Raw genomic sequence first — 24500 nt, forward strand, 5'->3', positions numbered from 1 at the left:
GCTCCCCGCCGTCGTCGCCGGCGGCTCACTCCGCGTCGGCGATGGTGGCGATCACCGTGCCGGCCGTGACCGTCTGGCCCGGCTCGACCTCGAGACCGCTGACCACGCCCGCGCGGTGGGCCGCGAGCGGCTGCTCCATCTTCATGGCCTCCACGACCACGATCAGGTCGCCCTCGGCCACGGTCTGGCCGTTCTCGGCGGCGACCTTCACCACGGTGCCCTGCATCGGGGCGGTCAGCGCGTCCGTGCTGACGGCCGCGGCCACCGGTGCGCCGCGCTTGCCGCGGGGCCGGCGTCGTCCCGCACCGGCCCGCTGGGCGGCGCCGGAGATCGTGTGCAGGGCCTCGCCCCACGTGGGCAGGGTGACGTCCACGCGCTTGCCGTTGACCTCCACGGTCACGGTGTGGCGCGCCTCGCGGGGGGCCGGCTCGGCCGGGGTGAGGGCGCTCGGCTCGATGCGGTTCGCGAACTCCGTCTCGATCCACCGGGTGTGCACCGAGAACGGCTCCTCCGAGCCGGCGATCTCGGGGGCGAAGGCGGGGTCGCGCACCACGGCGCGGTGGAAGGGCAGCACCGAGGGCATGCCGACGATCTCGGCCTCGCGCAGGGCGCGGGCGGCGCGCTGCAGGGCCTGGCGGCGGTCCGCACCGGTGACGATCAGCTTGGCGACCATGGAGTCGAAGGCCCCGGACACGGTCTCGCCCTCCACCACGCCGGAGTCCACGCGCACGCCCGGGCCGCTGGGCATGCGGAACGTGGTGAGCCGGCCGGGGGCGGGCAGGAAGTTGCGGCCCGGGTCCTCGCCGTTGAGGCGGAACTCGATCGAGTGGCCGCGGGGCTGCGGGTCCGTGTAGCCGAGGGCCTCGCCGCGGGCCAGGCGGAACTGCTCGCGTACGAGGTCGATGCCGGTGATCTCCTCGGAGACCGGGTGCTCCACCTGCAGACGCGTGTTCACCTCGAGGAAGGAGATGGTGCCGTCCTGGCCCACGAGGAACTCGCACGTGCCCGCGCCGACGTAGCCGGCCTCCTGCAGGATCGCCTTGGAGGACTCCACGAGGCGGGCGTTCTGCTCGTCCGTGAGGAACGGCGCCGGGGCCTCCTCCACGAGCTTCTGGTTGCGGCGCTGCAGCGAGCAGTCGCGGGTGGAGATCACGACGACGTCGCCGTGCACGTCCGCCAGGCACTGCGTCTCCACGTGGCGCGGCTTGTCCAGGAAGCGCTCCACGAAGCACTCGCCCCGGCCGAACGCGGCCACGGCCTCACGGACCGCGGACTCGTAGAACTCGGGGATCTCCTCGCGCGTGCGGGCCACCTTGATGCCGCGGCCGCCGCCGCCGTAGGCCGCCTTGATGGCCACCGGCAGGCCGAACTCGTCCGCGAACGCGACGACCTCCTCCGTGCCGGTCACGGGGGAGGTGGTGCCCGGCGCCAGCGGGGCGCCGACCTTGGTGGCCAGCTGGCGGGCCGAGACCTTGTCGCCCAGCCGGTCGATCGCCTCGGCGGGCGGGCCGATCCACACGAGGCCGGCGTCGGTCACGGCGCGCGCGAAGTCCGCGTTCTCGGAGAGGAAGCCGTAGCCGGGGTGCACGGCGTCCGCGCCCGCGCGCTCGGCGGCGTCGAGGATCTTGCCGATCACCAGATAGGAGTCGGCGGCGGTCTCCCCGCCGAGGGCCACGGCCTCGTCTGCGAGCCTCACGTGCAGGGCGTCCCGGTCCGGCTCGGCGTAGACGGCCACGGAGGTCAGCCCCTCGTCCTGGCAGGCCCGGATGATGCGCACGGCGATCTCGCCGCGGTTGGCGATCAGCACCCGGGAGAACCGGCGCTCCGCCGCGGGGTCGACGGGCGGGACGACCGAGGCCTGCGGTGCGTCGGCGATGCTCATGGGCGATGGACTCCTCGGACGATCACGGCTGGGGGTGCGGGCGCCACGTCCGGGGTCGTGCCCCTCACCCGGTGGGGCGAAAGGCGCGGGACGGCGCCGACTCTGACCAGCACCCTACTCGTTGTGGCGGAACCCTCCGAGGCACGCGGCCCTGTCGCGCCGGATCAGCGCTGCGCGTTGGTGGGTTCCCACAACCGGGTGAAGTCCTGGCCCAGGGCCGCCGCGGCCCGCCGCAGCCACGCCACGGACAGCCCGATCACCGCGTTGGGGTCCCCGTCCACGCCGTCCACGAGGGCCGCGCCCGCGCCGTCCACCGTGAACGCGCCCGCGCAGTGCAGCGGCTCGCCCGTGGCCACGTAGGCCTGGATCTCGGCCTCGGTGACGGCGCCGAAGCGCACGACGGCGGACACCACGCCCGCCTCCGCGGCCATCCCGGACTCGACCCCGGGCTCCGGCAGCACCAGGCCCAGCCAGTGGCCCGAATGCAGCACGCCCTCCCGGCCGGCCTGGGCGCGCCAGCGCTCGACGGCGACCTCGGGCTCGTAGGGCTTGCCGTGGGCGCGGCCCTCGAACTCGAACACGGAGTCGCAGCCGAGCACGAGCGTGGGGGCCTCGACGCCGGCGGCCGCCACACGGGCGGCCACGTCGCGGCCCTTGGCCTCCGCCAGCAGGCCCGCCAGCTCCGCCGGCGACGGGTCGCCCGCCGCGGCGCCCACGGCCGCCTCGTCCACTCCCGAGACGACGACGCGGAACGGCACCCGCGCCCGGGTCAGGACCTCCGCCCGGCCGGGGGAGGCCGAGCCGAGCACCAGCCGCAGGCTCATGCCGGGGCCGGCCGCGCCGTCGTCGTGCGGGATCACGCGAGCGCCTCCCGCAGGGTGTCCAGGCCCATGCCGCCCAGGCGCAGGGCCCGGGTGTGGAAGGCCTTGAGGTCGAAGTCGGCGCCCTCGGCCTGCTCGTGCTCGGCGCGGATCTGCTCCCAGATGCGCTGGCCCACCTTGTACGCCGGCGCCTGCCCCGGCCAGCCGAGGTACCGCGTGAACTCGAAGCGCCGCTGGCCCTCGGAGATCCTCAGGTGCTTGGACAGGAACGCGTAGCCCTTCTCCGGGGTCCACGCGCCGCCGCCCTCGGACTCGGGGGCGTCGAAGCCGCAGTGGTAGCCGATGTCGAACACCACGCGGGCCGCGCGCATGCGCTGCATGTCCAGCATGCCGAGGTGGTCGCCCGGGTCGTCGAGGAAGCCGAGCTCCTCCATGAGCTTCTCCGCGTACAGCGCCCAGCCCTCGCCATGGCCGGACGTCCAGCAGAAGCTGCGGCGCCACAGGTTGAGGTTCTCCCGGTTCATCATGGCGGTGGCGATCTGCAGGTGATGGCCCGGCACGCCCTCGTGGTAGACCGTGGTGGTCTCCGCCCACGTGGTGAACTCGTCCTCGCCCGGGGGCACGGACCACCACATGCGGCCGGGCCGGGAGAAGTCGTCCGAGGGGCCGGTGTAGTAGATGCCGCCCTCCTGGGTGGGGGCGATCATGCACTCGAGCCGGTCCATCGGGGCCGGGATCTCGAAGTGCTCCTTCATGGCCTCGACCGCGTCGTCGGAGAGCCGCTGCATCCACGTGCGCAGGGCCTCGGTGCCCTTCAGGGTGCGCTCCGGGTCCGCGTCCAGGATCGCGCGCGCCTCCTCGATCGTGGCGCCCGGCCGGATGCGTTCGGCGTCCGCCTGCTGCGCGGCGATGATGCGGGCCAGCTCCTCCTGGCCCCAGCGGTAGGTCTCCTCGAGGTCGATCTCGGCGCCGAGGAAGTCGCGGGAGGCCAGCCGGTAGTACTCGATCCCGACGCCGTCCGCCTCCGGGGCGTGCGGGCGCAGCTCGGCCTCGAGCGTGTCCGCGAAGTCGCGGTAGGCCTGCGCGGCGGCGTCCGCGCCGGAGCGGATGCGGGCGGCCAGGGCGTCGTCCACGACGTCGGCTGTCTCGGCCCGCTCGACCAGGCCCGGGAAGAACCCGCCCGCGGCGCCGTGGGCGCGGGCCTGCTCCACCACGATGTCCACCTGGCGCACCGCGGCCACGTGGCCGGCGTCGCGGGAGGCGAGCAGGGATTCGGTGTAGCCGCGCAGGGCGGCCGGCAGGTTCTCGAGGCGGCCGGCGATGTGGCCCCACTGCTCCGCGGTGTCCGTGGGCATGAGGTCGAAGACCGCGCGGATGCCCTGGGCGGGGGAGGCGATGTTGTTCAGCTCGGTGCGGCCGGTCGCGTGGATCTCGCGCTCGAGGCCGATGCGCTCCTGCATGGCCGCCTTCGTGACGCGGTCCGTCTCGTCCTGCGGCTCGAGCGCGGCCAGCTCCTCGAGCAGGCGGGCGTTGAGCTCGTCGTCGGCGCGGGCGCCGGCGGGGGAGAAGTCCGTGTACTCGGTCTCGCGGCCCGGGAAGCCGAGCTCGGTGGCGGTGTCCGGGTGCAGGGCGAGGAGGTCGGTCACGTAGCGCTCGGCGAGCGCGTCGATGGCGGACGGGGTGCGGGCGCCGTCGACGGCGGCCTCGGAGGTGTGCTGGGTCATACCGGCACTCTAGGCGCTGGCGCCCGCCCCCGGCTCACTGCGGGCCCGCGCCCTGACGCCACTGACCGCGGCCGGGCCGGGCCCACAGGCCCAGGTCGCCGCGACGGCGGAGCGTGCGGTCCAGGGGGCGGGGGTCGGCGGCCTCGGCGGCGAGTCGGGCGGCTTCGGCCCGGGCCGCGGCGGCCGCCTCGAGGACGGCGGCCAGTGCGGCCATCTCCTCCGGCTCCAACTCCGGGCCGTTGAGCTGCAGCGGGTCGGCCGACGCCGGCGTGGCCTGCGTGGACGCGTCGTTCTCGTCCGGGGCGCCCGGGCCCAGCGGGGCGCTCACAGCGGCATGTTCCCGTGCTTCTTGGCGGGGCGGGCCTCGCGCTTGTGCAGGGTGGCGCGCAGGGCGCGGATGAGCTGGCCGCGGGTGGCGTGCGGGGGCACCACGGCGTCCACGTAGCCCAGCTCGGCGGCCTGGTATGGGTTGAGCAGCTCGGCCTCGTAGTCGGCCACGATCTCGGCCCGGCGCGCGTCGACGTCGCCGCCCGCCTCCGCCGTCGCCTTCAGGTCGCGCCGGTACAGGATGTTCACGGCGCCCTGGGCGCCCATCACGCCGATCTGGGCGCTCGGCCAGGCCAGGTTCAGGTCGGCGCCGAGCTTCTTGGAGCCCATCACGATGTATGCGCCGCCGAAGGCCTTGCGCGTGATCACGGTCAGCTTCGGCACGGTGGCCTCGGCGTAGGCGTAGATCAGCTTGGCGCCGCGGCGGATGATGCCGTTGAACTCCTGGTCCGTGCCGGGCAGGAACCCGGGCACGTCCACGAGGGTGATGATCGGGATGTTGAACGCGTCGCAGAAGCGCACGAACCGCGCGGCCTTCTCCGAGGCGGCGATGTCCAGGGTGCCGGCGAACTGCATCGGCTGGTTCGCGACGACGCCCACGCTCATGCCGTCCAGGCGGGCCAGGCCGGTGATCACGTTGGGCGCGTACAGCTCCTGCAGCTGCAGCAGGTGGCCCTCGTCCACGATCGAGGCGATGACCTCGAGCATGTCGTAGGGCTGGTTGGCGGAGTCCGGGATGATCTCGTCCAGGGCGAGGTCCTCGTCCGTGGGCTCCGGGTCCGCGGCCTCGAAGGTCGGGGCCTCTGCGAGGTTGTTGGAGGGCAGCAGCTCGAGCAGCTCCTGCACGTAGGCGATCGCGTCCTCCTCCGAGGAGGCCATGTAGTGGGCGGTGCCGGAGGTGGCGTTGTGCGAGCGGGCGCCGCCGAGGGTCTCCATGTCCACGTCCTCGCCCGTGACGGTCTTGATCACGTCCGGGCCGGTGATGAACATGTGCGAGGTCTGGTCCACCATCACCACGACGTCCGTCAGGGCCGGCGAATAGGCCGCGCCGCCGGCGGAGGGGCCCATGATCAGCGAGATCTGCGGGATCATGCCCGAGGCCAGGACGTTGTTCCGGAAGATGTCCGCGAACTGGGCGAGGGAGGCCACGCCCTCCTGGATGCGCGCGCCGCCGCCGTCGAGGATGCCGATCACGGGGCAGCCGTTGCGCGCGGCGAACTCCTGGACCTTCACGATCTTCTGGCCGTTGCGCTCGGACAGCGAGCCGCCGAAGACGGTGAAGTCCTGGGAGTAGACGGCCACCTGGCGCCCGTCCACGGTGCCGAAGCCGGACACCAGGCCGTCGCCGGCCGGGTGCTTGGCGTCCATGCCGAACGCGGTGGTGCGGTGCACGGCCAGCGCGTCCAGCTCCACGAAGGAGCCCTCGTCCAGGAGGAGGTCGATCCGCTCGCGCGCGGTGTGCTTGCCGCGAGCGTGCTGGCGCTCGACGGCGTCCGGGCCGCCGGGCGCGGCCGTCGCCTCGAGCCGCCGATGCAGGTCGGCCAGCCGGCCGGCCGTGGTGGTCAGATCGGGATCGGTCACACGTCCTCCTTGTGGTGGTCCGCCAGATGCGGAGGCTCAGTCGGCCAGTCTACGGGCCGCCGCGGACGCCCTCGGTTGGAGGAAGCCCACAAACGACGAGGACGTCGGCCCGGGCCGCCCCTCCGCGCGCCCCGGGAGCGGATCGGCCCGCCCAGCCCGCCCCCGGGAACGCCGTGTATATCTAGGGGCATGCACCCCGACGACGCCCCCACACCGGATCTGACCTGGCTGGACTCCGCCGGCTCCACGCAGGATGAGCTCCTCGCACGGCTGGACCGCGAGGGACACCGGCACGGTGCGGCCGTGGCCACCGCGGACCAGCGGGCCGGCCGGGGACGGCACTCCCGGGTGTGGAGCGCCGCGCCGGGTGCGGCGCTCGCCCTGTCCGTGTACCTGCGTCCCGAGTCCGGCGGGGTGCCGGTCTCCCCGGCCCACCTGAGCTGGCTCTCGCTCGTCGCCTCCGCCACGGTCGCCGAGCGCCTCGCGGCCCGGGGCGTCCCGACGCACGTGAAGTGGCCGAACGACGTGCTCGCCACCGACGGGCGCAAGCTGTGCGGCGTGCTGGCCACGGTGGCGCTGTCCTCGGACGGCAAGGGGCCCGGCGTCGTCGTCGGGATGGGCGTGAACCTGGACCACCGCGGGGCCGCCCCGGTGGACACCGCCACGGACCTGGCGGAGTGGATCGGCGCGGACGCCGTGCCCGCCCCCCGGGACCTCGCGGTCGAGCTGCGCGACGCCGTCGTGGCGGCCGTGGACCGCTTCGCGGCGGGCGTGGCGGGGCAGACGACGGCCGTCGACGGGCGTCACCCGGCCGTGGCGGCCGTGGCGGACCGGCTCTCCACGCTGGGCCGCGCGGTGCGCGCCGAGCTGCCCGGCGGCGGCGTGCTGGAGGGCACGGCCGTGGGCCTCGGCCCCGGTGGCACCCTGCGCGTGAAGCGCGTCACACCGGACCGTGGCACAATCGAGACCGAGGTCAGTGCGGGGGACGTGGCCCACCTGCGCGGAGACGTCCATCGCGGCGCATGACACACCCGTCCCGGTCAGGAGGTGACCGCCGTGCGACTCGAGCCCGGTGAGCAGGTGATGGTCCGCACCCGCACCCACCCGCGCGCGCTGCTGCGCCCGGCCGCGGTCCTCGTGGCCGTCGCGTTCCTGCTCGGCCTGGCCGTCGGCGTGCTCGCACGCCCCGACCTGCCCGGGATCGTCGCCGCGAACCGCGCCGTGCTCGAGGCGGCCGCGTGGGTGGTCGCGGCGCTCGTCCTGCTCCCCGGCACCGTCCGCCCGCTGTGGCGCTGGGTCTTCCGGCGCACCGTGCTCACCGACCGCCGCATCCTCCAGGGCGCCGGCGTCGGCGGCTCCGGTGCCGCCATGCCGCTCGTGTCCATCGCCGACGTGCAGCGGCGCCGCCGCGGCTCGGGTGCCGGAGACCTGCACATCCTCTTCCAGGAGCCCGCCCGCCAGGTCCACTGGCGGCTGCGCGACGTCCCCGAGGCCGCGCGCTTCGAGGAGGCCCTGGCCCACCTCACCCGCCAGGCCCGCACCGCAACCTGGCCCGCCCCCGTCCCGACAGGAGGCCTCCGATGAGCCGTCCGGAGACACCGGACACCGCACCGCTGCCGATCGTCCCGCCGGCCGAGGACACGACCGCCCGCGACGCCGAGGCACGGCCCGCCGGCTGGACGAGCGCGATGCGCACGCTCGACGCCGGCTTGGTGGTGGGCCCGCGCGCCTACACCTCGCGGGAGGTGGCGCAGCGCCTCGGCGTCTCGATGGCCTCCGCCCGGAAGATCTGGCGTGCGCTGGGCTATCCGACGTCGCCGGAGGGGCACAAGGCCTTCACCGAGGCGGACATCGAGGCGTTCGAGTCCGTGCTCACGCTCGTACGCTCGGGGACGCTGAACGAGGACACCGCCATCTCTCTGGCCCGCTCGATCGGGCAGATGACGGACCGCATGGTGGTGTGGCAGATCGAGGCGCTCGTGGAGGACAAGATCGCGTCCGAGGGCCTGACGGACCCGGAGGCACGGCGGGCCGTCGTCGACATGCTCCCGGACATGGTCGGACCGCTCGAGAAGGCCATGCGGATCGTCTATCGGCGCCAGCTCAACCGCGCCGTCCAGCGCCTGACCGTGCGCGTGGAGGCCGGGCTGGCGGCCAGCGCCCAGGGCCGCGACGGCTCCGAGTCGGATGCGCCGCTGCCGCTGGCCCGCGCCGTCGGCTTCGCGGACATGGTCTCCTACACGACGCTCTCCCGGACCATGGACGACCGGACGCTGGCCCGCATGGTGCTGCGCTTCGAGTCCCTCGCCGCGGAGACCATCTCGGCCGGCGGCGGCTGGCTCGTGAAGACCATCGGCGACGAGGTCATGTTCAACGCCGAGACCCCCGAGGCCGGCGCCGCGATCGCGCTCTCCCTGGCCGAGACCATCGCCGCGGACGAGGGGCTGCCCTCGGCGCGCGTCGCCCTGACATGGGGACGGGTGCTCTCCCGCATGGGGGACATCTACGGGCCCACCGTGAACCTCGCCGCGCGGCTGACGTCCCTGGCCGATCCGGGTACCGTGCTCGTGGACGCCATGACCGCTGCGGCCCTGTCCCGGGACGAGCGCTTCGTGCTCGTCCCGCAGCCGCCCAGGATCGTCCGCGGGTTCGGAGAGGTCCGCCCCTCCCTGCTCTTGGACGGGTCGGCCCAGACCCTGCTCGCCGACTGATCGAGGACCCCGTGGACCCCCGCCCCGAGACCCCGTCCGCGCCGCGGCCCCAGGCCGCGGGCGCCACCCACGTGGGCGCCGTCCGCGACCTGAACGAGGACGCGTGGACCCTCGTCGGGGAGCCGCTGGTGCTCGCCGCCGTGGCCGACGGCATGGGCGGGCACGAGGCCGGCGAGGTGGCCTCGGCCGCCGCGATCGAGACCCTGCGCCGCCGCGCCCCCGAGGTGCTCGCCCCGGGCACGGCCCACACGCCCCAGGAGCTCGGCCACCTGATCCACGAGGCGGACGCCGCCGTCGTCGAGGCCGGGCTGGGGCGCTCCGGCACCACCCTGACCGTCCTGGCCTGCCTGGACACGGAGCGCGGCCGCTGGGCCGTGGCGAACGTCGGCGACTCCCGGGTGTACCTGCGGCCCGTCGGCTCGCCGGTGCTCCAGCAGCTCACGGTGGACCACTCGGCGGTCCAGATGCTCGTCGACGCGGGGGAGCTCACCCCCGCCGAAGCCCGCGTCCACCCGCGCCGCAACGTCATCACCCGCGCGCTCGGCTCGCGCGAGGCGCTCACGGTGGACGTGGCCGAGGTCCCCCTCGCCTCCGGGGACCTCGTCCTGCTGTGCAGCGACGGCCTGACCGGCGAGCTGCTGGACGAGGAGATCCGCGCGCTGATCGACGACGCCGACACCCTCGAGGACGCCCTCGAGAAGCTCATCGGCGCCGCCCTGTGGCGCGGCGGCCGGGACAACATCACGGCGGTGCTCGTGCGCATCCCCTGACCCGGGTGCGCCGTCCGGGACGCCGACTACGCTGGGCCGGGTGAGCACCCCCAAGGAATCCGCCGCCCAGCCCGATCCGCAGGACATCCCCGCCGCGGACCTGCGGGAGGAGTACGAGGACCTCGTGGAGCGGGTCCGCGCCGCCCGGACCGCCTACTACCAGCGGGACGCCCCGGAGATCTCGGACGCCGAGTACGACGCGCTGTACCGCCGCCTCGAGGACCTCGAGGCCCTGCACCCCGAGCTCGTGGCCAACGACTCGCCCACCCAGGAGGTCGGCGGCGAGGTCTCGGAGGCGTTCGCCCCCGTCCGGCACGGGGCCCGCATGTACTCGCTCGAGGACCTGTTCTCCATCGAGGAGCTCGAGGTCTGGTTCCGCCGCGCGGCGCAGGCCCTGACGCAGGTGCGACCGGGCGTGGCGCCCCGCTGGCTCGTGGAGGTGAAGATCGACGGGCTCGCCGTCGCCCTGCGCTACCGGGACGGGCGGCTCGTGCAGGCCGCCACCCGCGGCGACGGCGTCACGGGCGAGGACGTCACCGCCAACGTGCGCACCATCGGGGACATCCCGCACGAGCTCTCCGGCGAGGGCTGGCCCGCCGAGTTCGAGGTGCGCGGCGAGGTGTTCATGTCCTCCGCCGCCTTCGCCGAGCTCAACGCGCGTCGTGCCGAGGAGGGTCAGACGCCGTTCGCGAACCCGCGCAACGCCGCCGCCGGCGCCCTGCGTCAGAAGGACCCGGCCGTCACCGCGCAGCGCCCGCTGGCCATGTTCGTGCACGGCATCGGCTCGGTCGAGGCGTTCGGACTGGAGTCCCAGCACGAGGTGTACGACGCGCTCGCGGGCTGGGGCCTGCCCGTGAGCCCCTACACCCGCGTGGTGGAGGGTGCGGACGAGGAGGCGTTGGCCGCCGTCGTCGCGGTGATCGAGGAGTACGGCCGGCGCCGGCACGAGCTGATCCACGAGATCGACGGCATCGTGGTGAAGGCGGACGCGTTCGCGGACCAGCGCTACCTCGGCCACACCTCCCGCGTGCCCCGCTGGGCGGCGGCGTACAAGTACCCGCCGGAGGAGGTGCACACGCTGCTGCGGGACATCGCGGTCTCGGTGGGCCGCACCGGTCGGGTGACCCCGTTCGCGGTGTTGGAGCCGGTCACCGTGGCCGGGTCCACCGTCTCTCTGGCCACCCTGCACAACCAGGACGTGGTCAAGGCCAAGGGCGTGCTGATCGGGGACACCGTGGTGGTGCGCAAGGCCGGGGACGTGATCCCCGAGGTCGTGGGCCCCGTGCTGCCGCTGCGCGAGAAGGCGATCGAGGCGGGCCGGGAGCTGCGCGAGTTCGTCATGCCCGCGCACTGCCCCTCGTGCGGCACGCCGCTGGCCCCGGCCAAGGAGGGGGACGTGGACCTGCGCTGCCCCAACGCCCGCTCCTGCCCGGCCCAGCTGGCCGGCCGCGTCGAGCACCTGGCCAGCCGCGGCGCCTTCGACGTGGAGGCGCTCGGCGAGGAGGCCGCCCGCTGGCTCGTCCAGGGCCCCGGCGAGGACCCGGCCGAGCACGAGGGGCAGGTGCGCCCCGAGGGTCCCGGCCCCATCACGGCGGAGGCGCAGATCTTCGACCTCGCCTCCGGCACGCCGGAGGAGATCACCGGCCCCCGCGGCGAGGACGGGCTGACGGACCTGCAGCGCTCCCTCGGCGAGGTCCGCGTGTGGCGCGAGGGCCGTACGAAGGTGGACGGCCGCATGGTGCCCTCGGGCGTGTTCACGCTCAAGCCGTACTTCTTCACCGCCGGCACCGCGAAGAAGCCGTCCGCGCCCACGGCCAACACGCTCCGCCTGTTCGACGAGCTCGAGAAGGCCAAGTCCCAGCCGCTGTGGCGCACCCTCGTGGCGCTGTCCATCCGGCACGTGGGCCCGACGGCGGCCCGCTCGCTGGCCACGGCGTTCGGCTCGATGGCGGCGCTGCGCGCGGCGGCCGAGGCCGGCGACCGGGACCGGTTGGCCGAGATCGACGGCGTCGGTCCGATCATCGCGGACGCGCTCATCGAGTGGTTCGCCGAGGACTGGCACCGGGAGATCGTGGACCGCTGGGCCGCGGCGGGCGTGGTCATGGAGGACGAGCAGGACGAGTCGACCCCGCGCACGCTCGAGGGCCTGACCGTGGTGGTCACCGGCTCGCTCGAGGGCTTCTCCCGCGACTCCGCGAAGGAGGCGATCCTCGTGCGCGGCGGCAGGGCCTCCGGGTCCGTGTCCAAGAAGACCGACTTCCTGGTGGCCGGCGAGGCCGCCGGCTCCAAGCTGGACAAGGCGCAGTCCCTCGGCGTGCCCGTGCTGGACGAGGCCGGGTTCACGGCGCTGCTGGCCGGTGGCCCGGACGCGGTGCGCCCGGCGGACACGGACGACGCCCCCGACGGCGCCGCAGAGGGGGAGGCCTCGGCATGAGCGCGCGCACCACGGTCCCGGGCCTGCTCGTGGTCGCCAAGGCCGCCGCGCGCGCCGGCGCGGACGTCCTGGTCCGGCGCTGGACCGGTCACCACCCGGCCGTCCCGCTGGGCATCGAGGAGATCGGCGCGCAGACGAAGTCCTCCGGCTCCGACTGGGTCACCGACTACGACCGCCGCGCCGAGCAGGCCGTCCGGGAGGTCGTCGCCGGCTACCGCCCCTCGGACGAGATCACCGGCGAGGAGTACGGCGCCACCCGTCCGGCCGAGCCGTCCGGGTACCGCTGGTCCATCGACCCGCTGGATGGCACCACGAACTTCGTGCGCGGGCTTCCGCAGTTCTGCACCTCGGTGGCCGTCACCGGCCCGGTGGACGCCGAGACCGCCGACCTGCTGGGGGTGGCCGAGGGCACCGAACGCTGGCTGGCCGGCGTCGTGGCGGCGCCCGCGCTGGGGCGCACCTGGTACGCGAGCGCGGGCCGGGGCGCCTTCAGCACCGCGGACGCGACGACGGCGGGCGTGGACCTGCCCGACCGCGATGCCGCCCCCGTGCGGCTCACCGGTCCCCTGCCCGGACGCTCGGGGCGACTGCTCGCCACCGGCTTCGGCTACGACCCCGCCCGCCGGGCCCTGCAGGTGCGGGCGCTCGCGGCCCTGCTGCCCGCGTTCGGGGACGTGCGACGGATCGGCTCGGCGGCGCTGGACCTGTGCATGGTCGCCGACGGCACCCTGGACGCGTACGCCGAGTTCGGCACGCAGGAGTACGACTGGGCCGCCGGCGCGTTGGTGGCGGAGGAGGCCGGCGTCGCGGTGACGCGGCCCGCCTCGGCGGACGGCACGGCACATCCTGACTGGATGGTGGCCGGCGACGTGGACGGGTCCGCCCTGGCCGCCATGACGGGGGAGAGGGCATGAGGCGGATCGTCGGAGACCCGTGGTTCTACCCGGTCCTGTTCGTGGCCGGCGGCCTGACGTTCATGATCGCGGGGACGCGCCTGCAGCAGGTCGGGATGATCGTGGCCGGGCTCGTCCTGGCCGGCTACGCGGTCACGTACCGGTGGGCGGTCCGGGTCCGCTCGCGGCCGTTCGCCGGCGCGCAGGCGCACGTCGAGCGCGGCGGCGTCGTCGTGTTCTGGCGGCCGGGCTGTTCGTTCACGAGGCGGCTGGTCAAGGAACTGACGGCGCAGGAGCGGGAGCGCGCCTACTGGGTGAACATCTGGCAGGAGCCGGCGGCCGCGACGTTCCTCGAAGGGCTGCACGAGGCGCGCGACGGCCACCCCCACCAGGCCGTGCCCACCGCCTGGCTGCGTCGGCGCGACTACGTCGTGGCCACGGACGCGACCCGCGCCCGCCTGAAGGACACGCTGCGCCAGCACGCCGGAGGCGACGCATGAGCGCCCTCGTCCGCCCGCTGCGCCCCGAGGACCACGAGGCGGTCGCCGAGCTCACCCTGGCGTCCTATGTCGACGGCGGCCACATCGCCCCCGACGACGCCTACGTGAAGACCCTCATGGACGTGGCCGACCGGGCCGGCCGCGCGGAGGTGCTCGTGGCCGAGGTCGACGGCGAGGTGGCCGGGTCCGTGGTGCTCACCCCGCCCGGCTCGCCCCTGGCCGAGACCTCCGGCGACGGGGAGTACGAGTTCCGCATGCTCGCCGTGCACCCGCGGTTCCACCGCCGTGGGGTGGGCGGCGCCCTGCTGGCCGAGATCGTGGCGCGGGCCCGCGCCGAGGAGGGCGTGGACGCCGTCGTGCTGACCACCATGCCCTCCATGACCGGCGCCCACCGGATGTACGAGCGCGCCGGCTTCGTGCGCGTCCCGGAGCGGGACTGGTTCCTCGCGGACGTGGTGCCGGACCTCGACCCGGCCGACGAGACCGGCCCGTTCCTCGTCTACCGGCTCGCGCTGGACTGACCCCGGGCGGGACATCGGCACCGGGACCCCACTCGGGGCGGGAAATCCCTGTCATGCGGGCCCGGAGCGCCGCGGTGGGGTGGATTTCCCGCCTCGAAGCGGTGGCGGTGGCCGGGCAGGCCCCGGCACTAGACTCGACCCCGATGTGGCCGCCGCCGCGCCGGCGTCGTCCACCCCGCCCCGACCCGTCACACGAGGAGATCCATGCCTGAGATCACCCGGGATCAGGTGGAGCATCTGGCTCGCCTGGCCCACATCCGGATGACCGACGAGGAGCTGGACACGATGTCCGGCGACCTGGAGAAGATCCTGGAGCACGTCTCCGCGGTCCAGGCCGCCGCGGGCGACGACGTGACGCCGACGTCCCACCCCATCGCGTTGCAGAACGTGTTCCGCGAGGACGTGCCCGCCGGCATGCTCACGCAGGAGGAGGCCCTCGACCAGGCGCCGGACTCCGAGGACGGCCAGTTCAAGGTCCCCGCCATCCTGGACGGAGAGTGATCACCCCCATGACCGAGACGTTCGACGTGAACGCGACCCTCGGCGCCCACGAGCTCGTCCGGCTCACCGCGCTGCAGATGGCCGAGCGCCTGCGCGCCGGCACCACCACGTCCGTGGAGCTCGTCCAGGCCCACCTGGACCGCATCGCGGCCCACGACGGCGACGTGCGCGCCGACGCCGACGGCGACCGCGGCGTGCGCGCCTACCTCCACGTGAACACGGACGAGGCCCTCGCCGTCGCCGCCGAGGTGGACGCGATCCGCGCCGCCGGCGGCCCCGAGGCCGACGCCCTGCACCCGCTGGCCGGCGTGCCCGTGGCCGTGAAGGACAACATCGTCACGCGCGGCCAGCCGACCACGGCCGCCTCCCGCATGCTCGAGGGCTGGCTCAGCCCGTACGACGCCACGGTGGTGGCCCGCCTCCGCGAGGCCCGCCTGCCGATCCTCGGCAAGACCAACCTCGACGAGTTCGCGATGGGCGGCTCCACCGAGCACTCCGCGTTCGGCATCACCCGCAACCCGTGGGACGGGGACCGCGTGCCCGGCGGCTCGGGCGGCGGGTCGGCGGCCGCCGTCGCCGCCTTCCTGGCCCCCTTCGCCCTCGGCTCGGACACGGGCGGATCCGTCCGTGAGCCCGCCGCGTTCACCGGCACGGTCGGCGTGAAGCCCACCTACGGCGCCGTGTCCCGGTACGGCCTGATCGCCATGGCCTCCTCGCTGGACCAGATCGGCCCCGCCGCCCGCACCGTGGCCGACGCCGCGGCGCTGCAGCAGGTCATCGGCGGCCACGACCCGCAGGACTCCACGTCCCTGGCCGACGCGCCGGCGGACCTGACCGCCGCGGCCCGCGGCCGTGACCTGGCGGGGCTGCGCGTCGGCGTCGTGACGGACCTGCCGGCGGACGCGTTCCACCCGGGCATCCGGGCCGGCTTCGACGAGCACGTCGCGGCCCTGCGTGAGGCCGGCGCGGAGATCGTGGAGGTCTCCTGCCCCAGCTTCGACGCCGCCCTCGGGGCGTACTACCTGATCATGCCCTCGGAGGCCTCCTCCAACCTGGCCCGCTTCGACGGCGTCCGCTACGGCCACCGCGTGGTGCCCGACGGCGGCGGCACGATCGAGCAGGTCATGGGCGCCACCCGCGCCGCCGGGTTCGGCGCCGAGGTCAAGCGGCGCATCATCCTGGGCACCTATGCGCTGTCCGCCGGCTACTACGACGCCTACTACGGCTCCGCGCAGAAGGTCCGCACGCTCGTGCAGGAGGACTTCGCCCGCGCCTTCGAGCAGGTGGACGTCATCCTCACGCCCACCGCGCCGACCCCGGCGTTCGAGCTGGGCGCGAAGACGGACGACCCGATGACCATGTACGTCAACGACCTCGCAACCATCCCGGCCAACCTCGCCGGCATCCCGGGCATGTCCGTGCCGGGTGGCGTCGTCGACGGGCTGCCCTACGGCCTGCAGCTGATGGCACCGGCGCGCGAGGACGCGCGCCTGTACGAGGCCGGCGCCGCGCTCGAACGCCTCGTGGCCCAGCGCCGGGGCGGGCCGGTGTGGGCCGAGGCCCCCGAGCTGGAGAAGGGCGCGCAGCGCGCCACCACCGCGACCACGGCAGGAGGCCGGGCATGAGCCACGCAGAGCAGACCATGGACTTCGCGGAGGCGATGGAGCGCTTCGACCCCGTGCTGGGCTTCGAGGTGCACGTGGAGCTGAACACCGCCACGAAGATCTTCTCCTCGGCGCCCAACGCGTTCGGCGACGAGCCGAACACGAACGTGACCCCGCTCGACCTCGGCCTGCCGGGCACCCTGCCGGTGCTCAACCGCAAGGTCGTGGAGTACGCGATCCGCCTGGGCGTGGCCCTGGACGCGCAGGTCGCCGAGACCTGCCGGTTCGCGCGGAAGAACTACTTCTACCCGGACACGCCGAAGAACTTCCAGACCTCCCAGTACGACGAGCCGATCGTCTTCGACGGCCACCTGGACGTCGAGTTGGAGGACGGTGAGGTCTTCCGCGTGGAGATCGAGCGCGCGCACCTCGAGGACGACGCCGGCAAGCTCACCCACGTGGGCGGCTCCGGGCGGATCCAGGGCGCCTCCGCGTCCCTCGTCGACTACAACCGTGCGGGCGTGCCGCTCATCGAGATCGTCACCAAGCCGATCGTCGGCGCCGGTGCGCGGGCCCCCGAGCTGGCCCGCGCCTACGTCACCGCGATCCGGGACATCGTGCAGGCCATCGACATCTCCGACGCGCGGATGGAGCGCGGCAACGTCCGCTGCGACGCGAACGTCTCGCTGATGCCCAAGGGCGCCACCGAGTTCGGCACCCGCACCGAGACGAAGAACGTGAACTCCACGCGCGCCGTGCAGCACGCGGTCACCCACGAGATCCAGCGCCAGGCCGCGGTGCTCGCCGCGGGCGGCACCGTGACGCAGGAGACCCGCCACTGGCACGAGGACACCCGCAGCACCACCTCGGGCCGCCCGAAGTCGGACGCGGACGACTACCGGTACTTCCCCGAGCCGGACCTCGTGCCCGTGCACGTGGACGCCGCGTGGGTCGAGCGCGTGCGCGCGGCCATGCCCGAGCTGCCGGCCGTGCGGAACAAGCGGCTCAAGGCAGAGTGGGGCTTCTCGGACGAGGAGTTCCGCGACGTCGTCAACGCCGGCGTCCTGGACGAGATCGTCGCGACCGTGGAGGCCGGCGCCTCCGCGGCGGCCGCCCGCAAGTGGTGGATGGGCGAGATCGCCCGCCTGGCGAACGTCCGCGAGGTCGCCGTCGCCGAGCTGGGGATCACCCCGGCGCACGTGGTGGAGATCGAGGAGCTGATCGCCGCGAAGACGATCAATGACAAGATCGCCAAGCAGGTGCTCGGTCTCGTGGCCGACGGTGAGGGCGCCCCGAAGGAGGTCGTCTCGGCGAAGGGCCTGGCCGTGGTGTCCGACGACGGCGCGCTCACGGAGGCCGTCGACGCCGCGATCGCCGCCAACCCGGACGTGGCCGAGAAGATCAAGGGCGGCAAGATGGCCGCCGTCGGCGCCCTGATCGGCCCGGTCATGAAGGCCACCCGCGGGCAGGCCGACGCCGGCCGCGTCCGCGAGATCGTCCTGGAGCGCCTGGGCGTGTCCTGACGACCGCGCGGGCCCTCAGCCGTCCAGGGCGGTGAGGGCCCGCGCCACGCGGGGCAGGGTCTTGCGCAGCAGACGCCGCCAGGACCCCGCGGCCAGCCCGCCGACGATCGCGTCCCGGGCCGCCGCGTCGTCGAGCGTCTCCATGGCCATCGCCCCGAGCCACACGCGGGCCCGCCGCGCCTCGGCCGCGTCCCGGGCCAGGTCGGGCACCTTCTCCTCGCCGTGCCACAGCGCCAGGTAGGCGACGTTGAGGGCCGGGTCCCACGCGCACGCGAGGTCCCAGTCCAGCACCCCGGCCAGCGCCCAGCGCAGCGGGGCGCGCGGGTCCTCGTCCTCGGGCACGGCGCGCCAGCGCATGTTGTGCCCGGCCAGGTCGCCGTGCACGAGCGACGGCGGCACGGGCGGCGCGGCGGTCCACGTCGTCACCGCGTCCGCGAGGGCAGCCACCGCGTCCGGCCACGCCTCGGCGCCCAGCCGCGCGTCGACGTCGTGCCCCTCCCACGCGCCCAGGCGCGCGGCGACCGCCCCCGGCAGCGCCGCGACGTGCCGGGCGCGCTCCGGCGTCCACGGGCCGCGGAACGCGAACGGGCGGCCGAGGTGCGGGGCGATCCGCGGGTCGGTGACGTCCACGGCGGCGAGGTCGTCGAGGACGCCGCGCAGCACGGCCGGATCGCCCTCGTGCGGCGGGTGCGGTCCGCCCGGGAGGAAGCGCTGCAGCACCGCGGCGCCCGGGCCCGCGGGGACGGGGTCCGAGAGGGCGATCGGCACGGTCCACGGCACGCGGCGCTCGGCCAGGGCCGCGGCGAGCCCGTCGAGGAGGGCCAGACGCCGGGGCAGGTGCGCCGCGGGGTCCCGCTCGGGCGCCCACCGCGCGGCGGGGGCGGCGCCGACCTCGTGGGCCCGCGTCATCCGGAGGACGCCGACGTCCTCGAGCACCAGCACGCGGTGGAACTGCCCGCCCTCCTCCACGGACGCCGCGGCCCAGTCGGCTGTGCGGAGCCGGCGGGCGAGGGCGGGGTCGAGGCCGGGGCGGAGGTGCTGCAGGGCGCGGTGGACCAGCTCGAGCTCGCTGGGGGCAGGCGGGGAGACCACACGACCACGCTAACCCTCCCTCCGCCCTCCCGGACTTTCGAACGTGACATCGGGGGAATGGGGACTTTCGAACGGGAGAGAGGCCCTCCCTCACGTTCGAAAGCGGCCGGGGGAGAGGGGGCGGGCGGATACTGGAGGGCATGCCCGCCACCCCGCGCACGTCCCGCACCCCGGCCGGCCCGGCCGTCCGACCCGCCCCCGCGCTGCCCGCCCCGTCCGCGCGCACGGTGCGGTGGGAGATCGCGATCGTCCTCGGCCTCTCCCTGGGGAAGTCGGCGGTCTATGCGATCGTCCAGCTCATCGACAAGGCCACCCAGGCCCCGCTCGGCGAGCAGACCACCGTCCTCAACCCGGCCCTGGCCGACCGCTGGGCCTTCGACCTGACCTATCAGCTGCTCGGCATCGGGTTCGCGCTCGTGCCGGTGGCCCTCGTGCTGCACCTGATGCACCTGCGCGGCCGGAACCCGTTCCGGGTGCTCGGCCTCGACCTGCGCCGCCCCGGCCGCGACGTGGCCTGGGGCCTGGGCCTGTTCGCGGCCATCGGGCTGGGCACGCTCGGCGTCTACGCCGCCGGCCGGGCCCTGGGGATCACGACGGCGATCGTCGGCTCGGCGCTCGGGGAGAGCTGGTACCAGGTGCCGGTCCTGCTGCTCTCCGCGCTGCGGCACGGACTGCTGGAGGAGGTCATCGTGGGCGCCTGGCTCGTCGACCGCCTCGGGTATCTGCAGCGGCTGCGCGCCGCGGGCCTGGCACGCGATCCGGCGCCGGCCGTGCCGTCGTCGTGGGCGAGCGCCGAGGGGCTGTTCCTGCCGACCCGCGTGGCCGTCGTCGTGCTCGCCCTCGCGCTGCTGCGCGGGGCGTACCACCTGTACCAGGGGATCGGGCCGGGCGTGGGCAACGCCCTGATGGGTGTGGTGTTCGCGCTCGTGTTCCTGCGGGTGCGCCGGGTGATGCCGCTGGTCATCGCGCACACGCTGCTGGACGCCGTCGGGTTCGTCGGCTACCCGCTGCTGGCGCGGGCGGGGCTGCTCGGCTGAGCGGCCCCGCCCCCGCGCTCAGAGCGTGACCTCGCCCTTCGGGGTGCGGAAGGTGACCGAGACGATGCCCGGGGTGCCGGAGGGCGCGACGTACTCGATGTTCACGTCCTGGACCTGGCCGTCCTCGTCGTCGCCGAGCCACTCGGCGAGGCGCTCGGGGGAGCCGGCGATGTTCAGGCGCTCGATGGTGGCCTGCGGCTCGGCCGCCTGCGAGGGGTGCATGTCCTCCTGACCGTCGGCCCAGCGCAGGATGAACGGCAGCTGCGGGTCCGCGAGGGTTCCCTTGACGCCGATCTGCCGCCAGGACAGCTCCCGGCCGTCCGGGAAGCGACGGTTGCCGGGGACGGCCTCACGGCCGAGGCGGCGCTCGAACCGGCCGATGTCCGTGGTGGCCACCGCCCAGCTCATCCAGCCGCCGCCCTGCTCGGTGCGGGCGCGCACGAGCTGGCCGAACGGCGCGCTGAGGGAGGCCGGGTGGTCCAGGGCCTCGACGACCTCCAGATACTGCCTGCCCGCCATGGGGAACAGGGCGTTCTGCGTGCCGAAGCGGGGGTGGACACCGCCCTTGATCCGCTCGATGCCCAGCGTCTCGGCGATGCGGGCGACCGTGGCGTCCAGGCCCTCGGGGCCGGCGGCGTAGGACACGTGGTCCATGCGACAGGTGTGCACTGCGCTGTTCCTCTCCGTTCCCGGGCTGCCCCGGGGGTTGACCTGGTGCGAGTCGCGGGGCGTCGAGCCCTTGACGGGTCGGGCGCCCCGTGCGGAGAGCGTATCCGCGTGTGACACGCGTGACGAAATCGTGGCGGGGCGGCGGGCTACACTCGGAGGCACGGTCACGAGAGTCAGCAACAGGCCCCGGCATGCTGACCGGCAACCCTCCTTCCGCGGTGGGGTGCCCCGGGTGACGACCAGGCCGGCCCCACAACGGACGCCGGCAAGCGCGGGCCGATCCCACGGCCCCTCTCGACGGCGCCGGGTCATCTCCGGCACCTCGACGACGCCGGTTCCCGGATCGGCACGTCGGCCGGCGGGCGGGGCGGCCGGGTCCGGCCCCTGAACCCCTCAGGAGGGTCCGCCATGACCGACCAGACCACCCCGACCCCCGACGCCTGGGGCTTCTCCACCGCGCAGGTCCACGCGGGCGTCGCCGTCGGCCAGCACGCCTTCGGTGCGACCGCCCTGCCGATCTTCCAGACCACCTCGTACGACTTCCCGTCCGCCCAGGTGGCCGCGGACCGGTTCGCGCTCAAGGACCTCGACCCGCTCTACACCCGCATCGGCAACCCGACGCAGGGCCCGGTGGAGGAGAAGATCGCCGCGCTCGAGGGCGGTGTGGGCGCGCTGCTGCTGGCCTCCGGTCAGGCGGCGACGACGTTCGCGATCCTCAACCTCGCCGGCGCCGGCGACCACGTGGTCGCCTCGGCCAGCCTCTACGGCGGCACGCAGAACCTGTTCAAGCACACCCTCGCCAAGGTCGGCGTCGAGACGACGTTCGTGACCGACCCGGACGACCTCGAGTCCTGGCGCGCCGCCGTCCGGCCGAACACCAAGGCGTTCTTCGGCGAGACCCTCGGCAACCCGCGCGGGGACGTCCTGGACGTGCGCGCCGTCGCCGACGCCGCCCACGAGGCCGGGGTGCCGCTGATCGTGGACAACACGCTGGCCACCCCGTACCTGCTGCGGCCCATCGAGCACGGCGCCGACGTCGTCACCCACTCCGCCACGAAGTACCTCGGCGGGCACGCCGCGGCCATCGCGGGCGTGATCGTCGACGCCGGCACGTTCGACTACGCGCAGCACGCCGAGCGGTACCCCGGCTTCAACGAGCCGGACGAGTCGTACCACGGCCTCGTCTACGCGCGGGACCTCGGGGTGGGCTCGCCGCTCGGCGCCAACCTGGCCTTCATCCTCAAGGCGCGCGTGCAGCTGCTGCGCGACTACGGCTCGGCCATCTCCCCGTTCAACGCGTTCCTGGTGAACCTCGGCCTGGAGACCCTGTCCCTGCGCATGGAGCGGCAGGTGGCCAACGCGGCCGCGGTGGCGCGCTGGCTGGAGGGTCGCGACGACGTCGAGCGCGTGGTCTACGCCGGCCTGGAGTCCAGCCCGTGGCACGAGCGGGCCCAGCGCTACCTGCCGAAGGGCGCGGGCGCGTTCGTCTCCTTCGAGATCGCGGGCGGCCGAGAGGCCGGGGCCGCGTTCGTGGACGGGCTCACCCTGCACCACCACGTGGCCAACATCGGCGACGTCCGCTCGCTCGTGGTGCACCCGGCCTCGACCACCCACTCCCAGCTCACCGACGACGAGCAGCGCGCCGCCGGCGTCACCCCCGGCCTGGTGCGGCTCTCGCTCGGCGTGGAGGACATCGAGGACATCCTCGCCGACCTCGAGCGCGGCTTCGCGGCCGCCGCTCGCCGCGGCGACGACGACGCGGGGGAGCGGGCATGACCGCCGTCGCCACGCGTCCGTCGCGCACCGCGCTGCCCCGCGGCGGCCGCCACCGTCTGCGGGTCGGCGAGCTGCGCACCGAGACCGGCGGGCTGCTGCCCGACGTCGAGCTGACCTACGAGACCTGGGGCACCCTCGCCGCCGACGGCTCCAACGCCGTGCTCGTGCTGCACGCCCTCACCGGCGACGCGCACGTGGCCGCGCACGAGGAGGACCCGACGCCGGGCTGGTGGGACGCCCTCGTCGGCCCGGGCCGCGCCGTGGACACGGACCGGTGGTTCGTGGTCGCCCCCGCCATGATCGGCGGCTGCCACGGCTCCACCGGGCCCTCGACGCCGGCCCCCGACGGGCGGCCCTGGGGCTCCCGGTTCCCGTTCCTCACGCTGCGGGACGCGGTCGAGGCCGAGCGGCGCCTGGCCGACCACCTCGGGATCGGCGCCTGGCGTGCCGTGATCGGCGGATCGATGGGCGGGGCCCGCGCCCTCGAGTGGGCTGCGACCCACCCCGCGCGCGTCGCCGGGGTGGGCGTGCTGGCCGCCACCGCGGCCTCCTCCGCCGACCAGATCGCGTGGGGCCAGGCGCAGACCGCGGCCATCCGCCTCGACCCGGACTTCCAGGGCGGCGACTACTACCCCGGCCCCGGCCCCGTGGCCGGCCTGGGCATCGCCCGGCGCATCGCCCACACCACCTACCGCACGGCGGGCGAGCTCGGCCAGCGGTTCGGCCGGGAACCGCAGGGCGTCGAGGACCCGTTCGGCGCCGTCGTCGGGGTGCCGGGCGGGCGCGGGCGCTACGCCGTGGAGTCCTACCTGGACCACCAGGCGGCCAAGCTCACCGACCGGTTCGACGCGAACTCCTACCTCGTGGTCACCGAGGCCCTCATGGGCCACGACGTCGGGCGCGGGCGCGGCGGCGTGGCGGCGGCGCTCGCGGACTACCGGGGCCGGGCGTTCGTGGCCGCCGTCGACTCGGACCGGCTCTACCTGCCGGCCGAGTCCGAGGCGCTCGCGGCGGCGCTGCCCGCGCGGCCGCCGGTGCACACGATCGCCTCGCCCATCGGCCACGACGGCTTCCTCACCGAATACGGCCAGGTGGCCGACACGCTGAAGCGCGCCCTCGCCCTCTGAACTTTCGTTCGGGAAACGGCGGCGTGTCGCGGCACTGTCGTTCGGGAAACGGACCCCGGCCCCCGCCGGCCGGGCTCAGGGCTCGACGACGTCCAGCGGCTCGGTGTGGTCCGAGCCCTGCGGCATCGGCGCGCCGAAGAGCGGCTCGGGGACGGGGCGCTTGGCCGTGACGCCGTCGCCCGAGGAGACGCCGCGGAGGCGGCGGACCACCCACGGCGCCAGGTGCGTGCGCACCCATGCGGCGTCCGACGCGCGGGCCGCGCGCCACGCGCGCGGCGCCGGCGGGGCCAGGCGCAGGTGCTCGAGGCCGTGCTCCACGCCGAGGGTGTCCAGCACCATCGCGGCGATCGTGTGGTGGCCGAGCGCGGAGAAGTGCAGGCGGTCCTCGGCCCACATCTCCCGCCGGGCGAGGTCCTTGAGTGACCACATGTCCGGCACCAGCGCGTCGTGCCGCAGGGCGATGGTGCGCACGTTCTCGTTGTAGATCGCCACGGTGCCGCGGATGCGGCCGATGACGGGCGTGCCCTTCACGTCGGTCGCGTTGAACAGCAGCACGGTGGCGCCGTCGGAGGCCAGACGCTCGACGACGGCGTCCAGCCGGACCGCGATCTCGTCCGGGTCCGCGCCGCGCAGGATGTCGTTGCCGCCCGCACACACGCTGATGAGGTCCGGCCGCAGGGCGAGCGCCGGCTCCACCTGGTCCTCGGCGATCTGGTCCAGCAGCTTCCCGCGGACCGCCAGGTTGGCGTAGGCCAGGTCCTCGCCGGGCGGCGTCAGGCGGGAGAGCTCCTCGGCCAGGCGGTCGGCCCAGCCGCGGTGGTAGCCGGGACGGTCCGGGTCCGGGTCGCCGATGCCCTCGGAGAACGAGTCCCCGATGGCGACGTAGCGGCGCCAGGGATGGGCGGCGGGGTCGTCGACCGGGGTCGCGTCGGAGGCGTGCGGAGGCTGAGAGGAGGATGGGTTACCCACGGGTAGGATTCTGCCCGCGTCGCGCGGGAGGGGTCAAC

General features: G+C 74.7%; 22 protein-coding genes and 1 riboswitch. Of the genes, 14 read left to right on the plus strand and 8 right to left on the minus strand.

All coding sequences use genetic code 11. The annotated features are described in order from the left end of the window. Positions 1–25: 25 nt before the first annotated feature. The 5 genes from ACUW6W_RS07535 to ACUW6W_RS07555 all read right to left on the minus strand — a co-directional run bounded on the left by ACUW6W_RS07535 (position 26) and on the right by ACUW6W_RS07555 (position 6335). Entirely contained in the window at positions 26–1882 is a 1857-nt protein-coding gene (locus ACUW6W_RS07535) for an acetyl/propionyl/methylcrotonyl-CoA carboxylase subunit alpha (RefSeq protein WP_454180088.1), read from the minus strand. A 164-nt stretch (positions 1883–2046) separates the two neighbouring features. Next, complete coding sequence (locus tag ACUW6W_RS07540; protein ID WP_454180089.1) at positions 2047–2742, minus strand: Maf family protein; 696 nt, start codon at positions 2740–2742, stop codon at positions 2047–2049. Beyond that, positions 2739–4427, minus strand: coding sequence for a DUF885 domain-containing protein (locus ACUW6W_RS07545; RefSeq protein WP_454180090.1), 1689 nt, complete (start codon positions 4425–4427; stop codon positions 2739–2741). The genes ACUW6W_RS07540 and ACUW6W_RS07545 overlap by 4 nt, the downstream gene beginning before the upstream one ends. Positions 4428–4461: 34 nt before the next feature. After that, positions 4462–4755, minus strand: a complete 294-nt coding sequence (locus ACUW6W_RS07550; protein ID WP_084776561.1) for a hypothetical protein — start codon at positions 4753–4755, stop codon at positions 4462–4464. After that, positions 4752–6335, minus strand: a complete 1584-nt coding sequence (locus ACUW6W_RS07555; RefSeq protein ID WP_036383096.1) for an acyl-CoA carboxylase subunit beta — start codon at positions 6333–6335, stop codon at positions 4752–4754. Before ACUW6W_RS07555 ends, ACUW6W_RS07550 begins: the two co-directional genes overlap by 4 nt. Before the next feature lie 189 nt (positions 6336–6524). Here ACUW6W_RS07555 and ACUW6W_RS07560 point away from each other — a divergent pair, with 189 nt between their 5' ends. The 11 genes from ACUW6W_RS07560 to gatB all read left to right on the plus strand — a co-directional run bounded on the left by ACUW6W_RS07560 (position 6525) and on the right by gatB (position 17792). Beyond that, positions 6525–7361 carry a biotin--[acetyl-CoA-carboxylase] ligase gene (locus ACUW6W_RS07560; RefSeq protein ID WP_123243883.1) on the plus strand — a complete coding sequence of 279 codons (837 nt, stop codon included), beginning with the start codon at positions 6525–6527 and terminating at the stop codon, positions 7359–7361. A gap of 30 nt (positions 7362–7391) precedes the next feature. Continuing rightward, positions 7392–7919, plus strand: coding sequence for a PH domain-containing protein (locus ACUW6W_RS07565; RefSeq protein WP_134416412.1), 528 nt, complete (start codon positions 7392–7394; stop codon positions 7917–7919). After that, positions 7916–9046: an adenylate/guanylate cyclase domain-containing protein gene (locus tag ACUW6W_RS07570; RefSeq protein ID WP_454180091.1), complete on the plus strand. Its 1131-nt coding sequence runs from the start codon at positions 7916–7918 to the stop codon at positions 9044–9046. The genes ACUW6W_RS07565 and ACUW6W_RS07570 overlap by 4 nt, the downstream gene beginning before the upstream one ends. A gap of 11 nt (positions 9047–9057) precedes the next feature. Further along, complete coding sequence (locus tag ACUW6W_RS07575; RefSeq protein WP_020625514.1) at positions 9058–9816, plus strand: PP2C family protein-serine/threonine phosphatase; 759 nt, start codon at positions 9058–9060, stop codon at positions 9814–9816. A 40-nt stretch (positions 9817–9856) separates the two neighbouring features. Next, positions 9857–12250, plus strand: coding sequence for an NAD-dependent DNA ligase LigA (gene ligA / locus ACUW6W_RS07580; RefSeq protein ID WP_078025707.1), 2394 nt, complete (start codon positions 9857–9859; stop codon positions 12248–12250). Further along, positions 12247–13164, plus strand: coding sequence for an inositol monophosphatase family protein (locus tag ACUW6W_RS07585; protein WP_454180092.1), 918 nt, complete (start codon positions 12247–12249; stop codon positions 13162–13164). The genes ligA and ACUW6W_RS07585 overlap by 4 nt, the downstream gene beginning before the upstream one ends. Next, complete coding sequence (locus ACUW6W_RS07590; RefSeq protein WP_454180093.1) at positions 13161–13643, plus strand: hypothetical protein; 483 nt, start codon at positions 13161–13163, stop codon at positions 13641–13643. Before ACUW6W_RS07585 ends, ACUW6W_RS07590 begins: the two co-directional genes overlap by 4 nt. Beyond that, positions 13640–14164, plus strand: a complete 525-nt coding sequence (locus ACUW6W_RS07595) for a GNAT family N-acetyltransferase (protein ID WP_036317337.1) — start codon at positions 13640–13642, stop codon at positions 14162–14164. The genes ACUW6W_RS07590 and ACUW6W_RS07595 overlap by 4 nt, the downstream gene beginning before the upstream one ends. A gap of 204 nt (positions 14165–14368) precedes the next feature. After that, the gene (gatC, locus tag ACUW6W_RS07600; protein WP_049146890.1) at positions 14369–14665 is read left to right on the plus strand and encodes an Asp-tRNA(Asn)/Glu-tRNA(Gln) amidotransferase subunit GatC; all 297 of its coding nucleotides are present in this window, start codon (positions 14369–14371) and stop codon (positions 14663–14665) included. Between the two features lie 8 nt (positions 14666–14673). Then, complete coding sequence (gatA, locus tag ACUW6W_RS07605; RefSeq protein WP_454180094.1) at positions 14674–16290, plus strand: Asp-tRNA(Asn)/Glu-tRNA(Gln) amidotransferase subunit GatA; 1617 nt, start codon at positions 14674–14676, stop codon at positions 16288–16290. Next, entirely contained in the window at positions 16287–17792 is a 1506-nt protein-coding gene (gene gatB, locus ACUW6W_RS07610) for an Asp-tRNA(Asn)/Glu-tRNA(Gln) amidotransferase subunit GatB (protein ID WP_454180095.1), read from the plus strand. Before gatA ends, gatB begins: the two co-directional genes overlap by 4 nt. 15 nt (positions 17793–17807) lie before the next feature. Here gatB and ACUW6W_RS07615 read toward each other — a convergent pair whose 3' ends face one another. After that, entirely contained in the window at positions 17808–18884 is a 1077-nt protein-coding gene (locus ACUW6W_RS07615) for a phosphotransferase (protein WP_122054117.1), read from the minus strand. Between the two features lie 140 nt (positions 18885–19024). Between ACUW6W_RS07615 and ACUW6W_RS07620 the strand changes: the two genes are divergently transcribed. Then, positions 19025–19921 (plus strand): CPBP family intramembrane glutamic endopeptidase, encoded by an 897-nt coding sequence (locus ACUW6W_RS07620; protein WP_454180096.1) that lies wholly within the window; start codon positions 19025–19027, stop codon positions 19919–19921. 18 nt (positions 19922–19939) lie between these two features. On the opposite strand, the gene ACUW6W_RS07625 is transcribed toward ACUW6W_RS07620, so the two are convergent. Next, positions 19940–20575: a VOC family protein gene (locus ACUW6W_RS07625; RefSeq protein WP_078025700.1), complete on the minus strand. Its 636-nt coding sequence runs from the start codon at positions 20573–20575 to the stop codon at positions 19940–19942. 177 nt (positions 20576–20752) lie between these two features. Then, positions 20753–20868, plus strand: a riboswitch (SAM riboswitch). A gap of 130 nt (positions 20869–20998) precedes the next feature. On the opposite strand from ACUW6W_RS07625, the gene ACUW6W_RS07630 reads away from it, so the two are divergent. Next, a complete protein-coding gene (locus ACUW6W_RS07630; protein ID WP_115165257.1) occupies positions 20999–22366 on the plus strand; it encodes a bifunctional o-acetylhomoserine/o-acetylserine sulfhydrylase in 1368 nt (455 codons plus the stop codon). Continuing rightward, positions 22363–23493 (plus strand): homoserine O-acetyltransferase MetX, encoded by a 1131-nt coding sequence (gene metX, locus ACUW6W_RS07635; protein WP_136940098.1) that lies wholly within the window; start codon positions 22363–22365, stop codon positions 23491–23493. Before ACUW6W_RS07630 ends, metX begins: the two co-directional genes overlap by 4 nt. 75 nt (positions 23494–23568) lie before the next feature. On the opposite strand, the gene ACUW6W_RS07640 is transcribed toward metX, so the two are convergent. After that, complete coding sequence (locus ACUW6W_RS07640; protein WP_357012605.1) at positions 23569–24462, minus strand: SGNH/GDSL hydrolase family protein; 894 nt, start codon at positions 24460–24462, stop codon at positions 23569–23571. Positions 24463–24500: the final 38 nt, after the last annotated feature.

This window comes from Micrococcus sp. 093350064-1 (assembly GCF_053627955.1).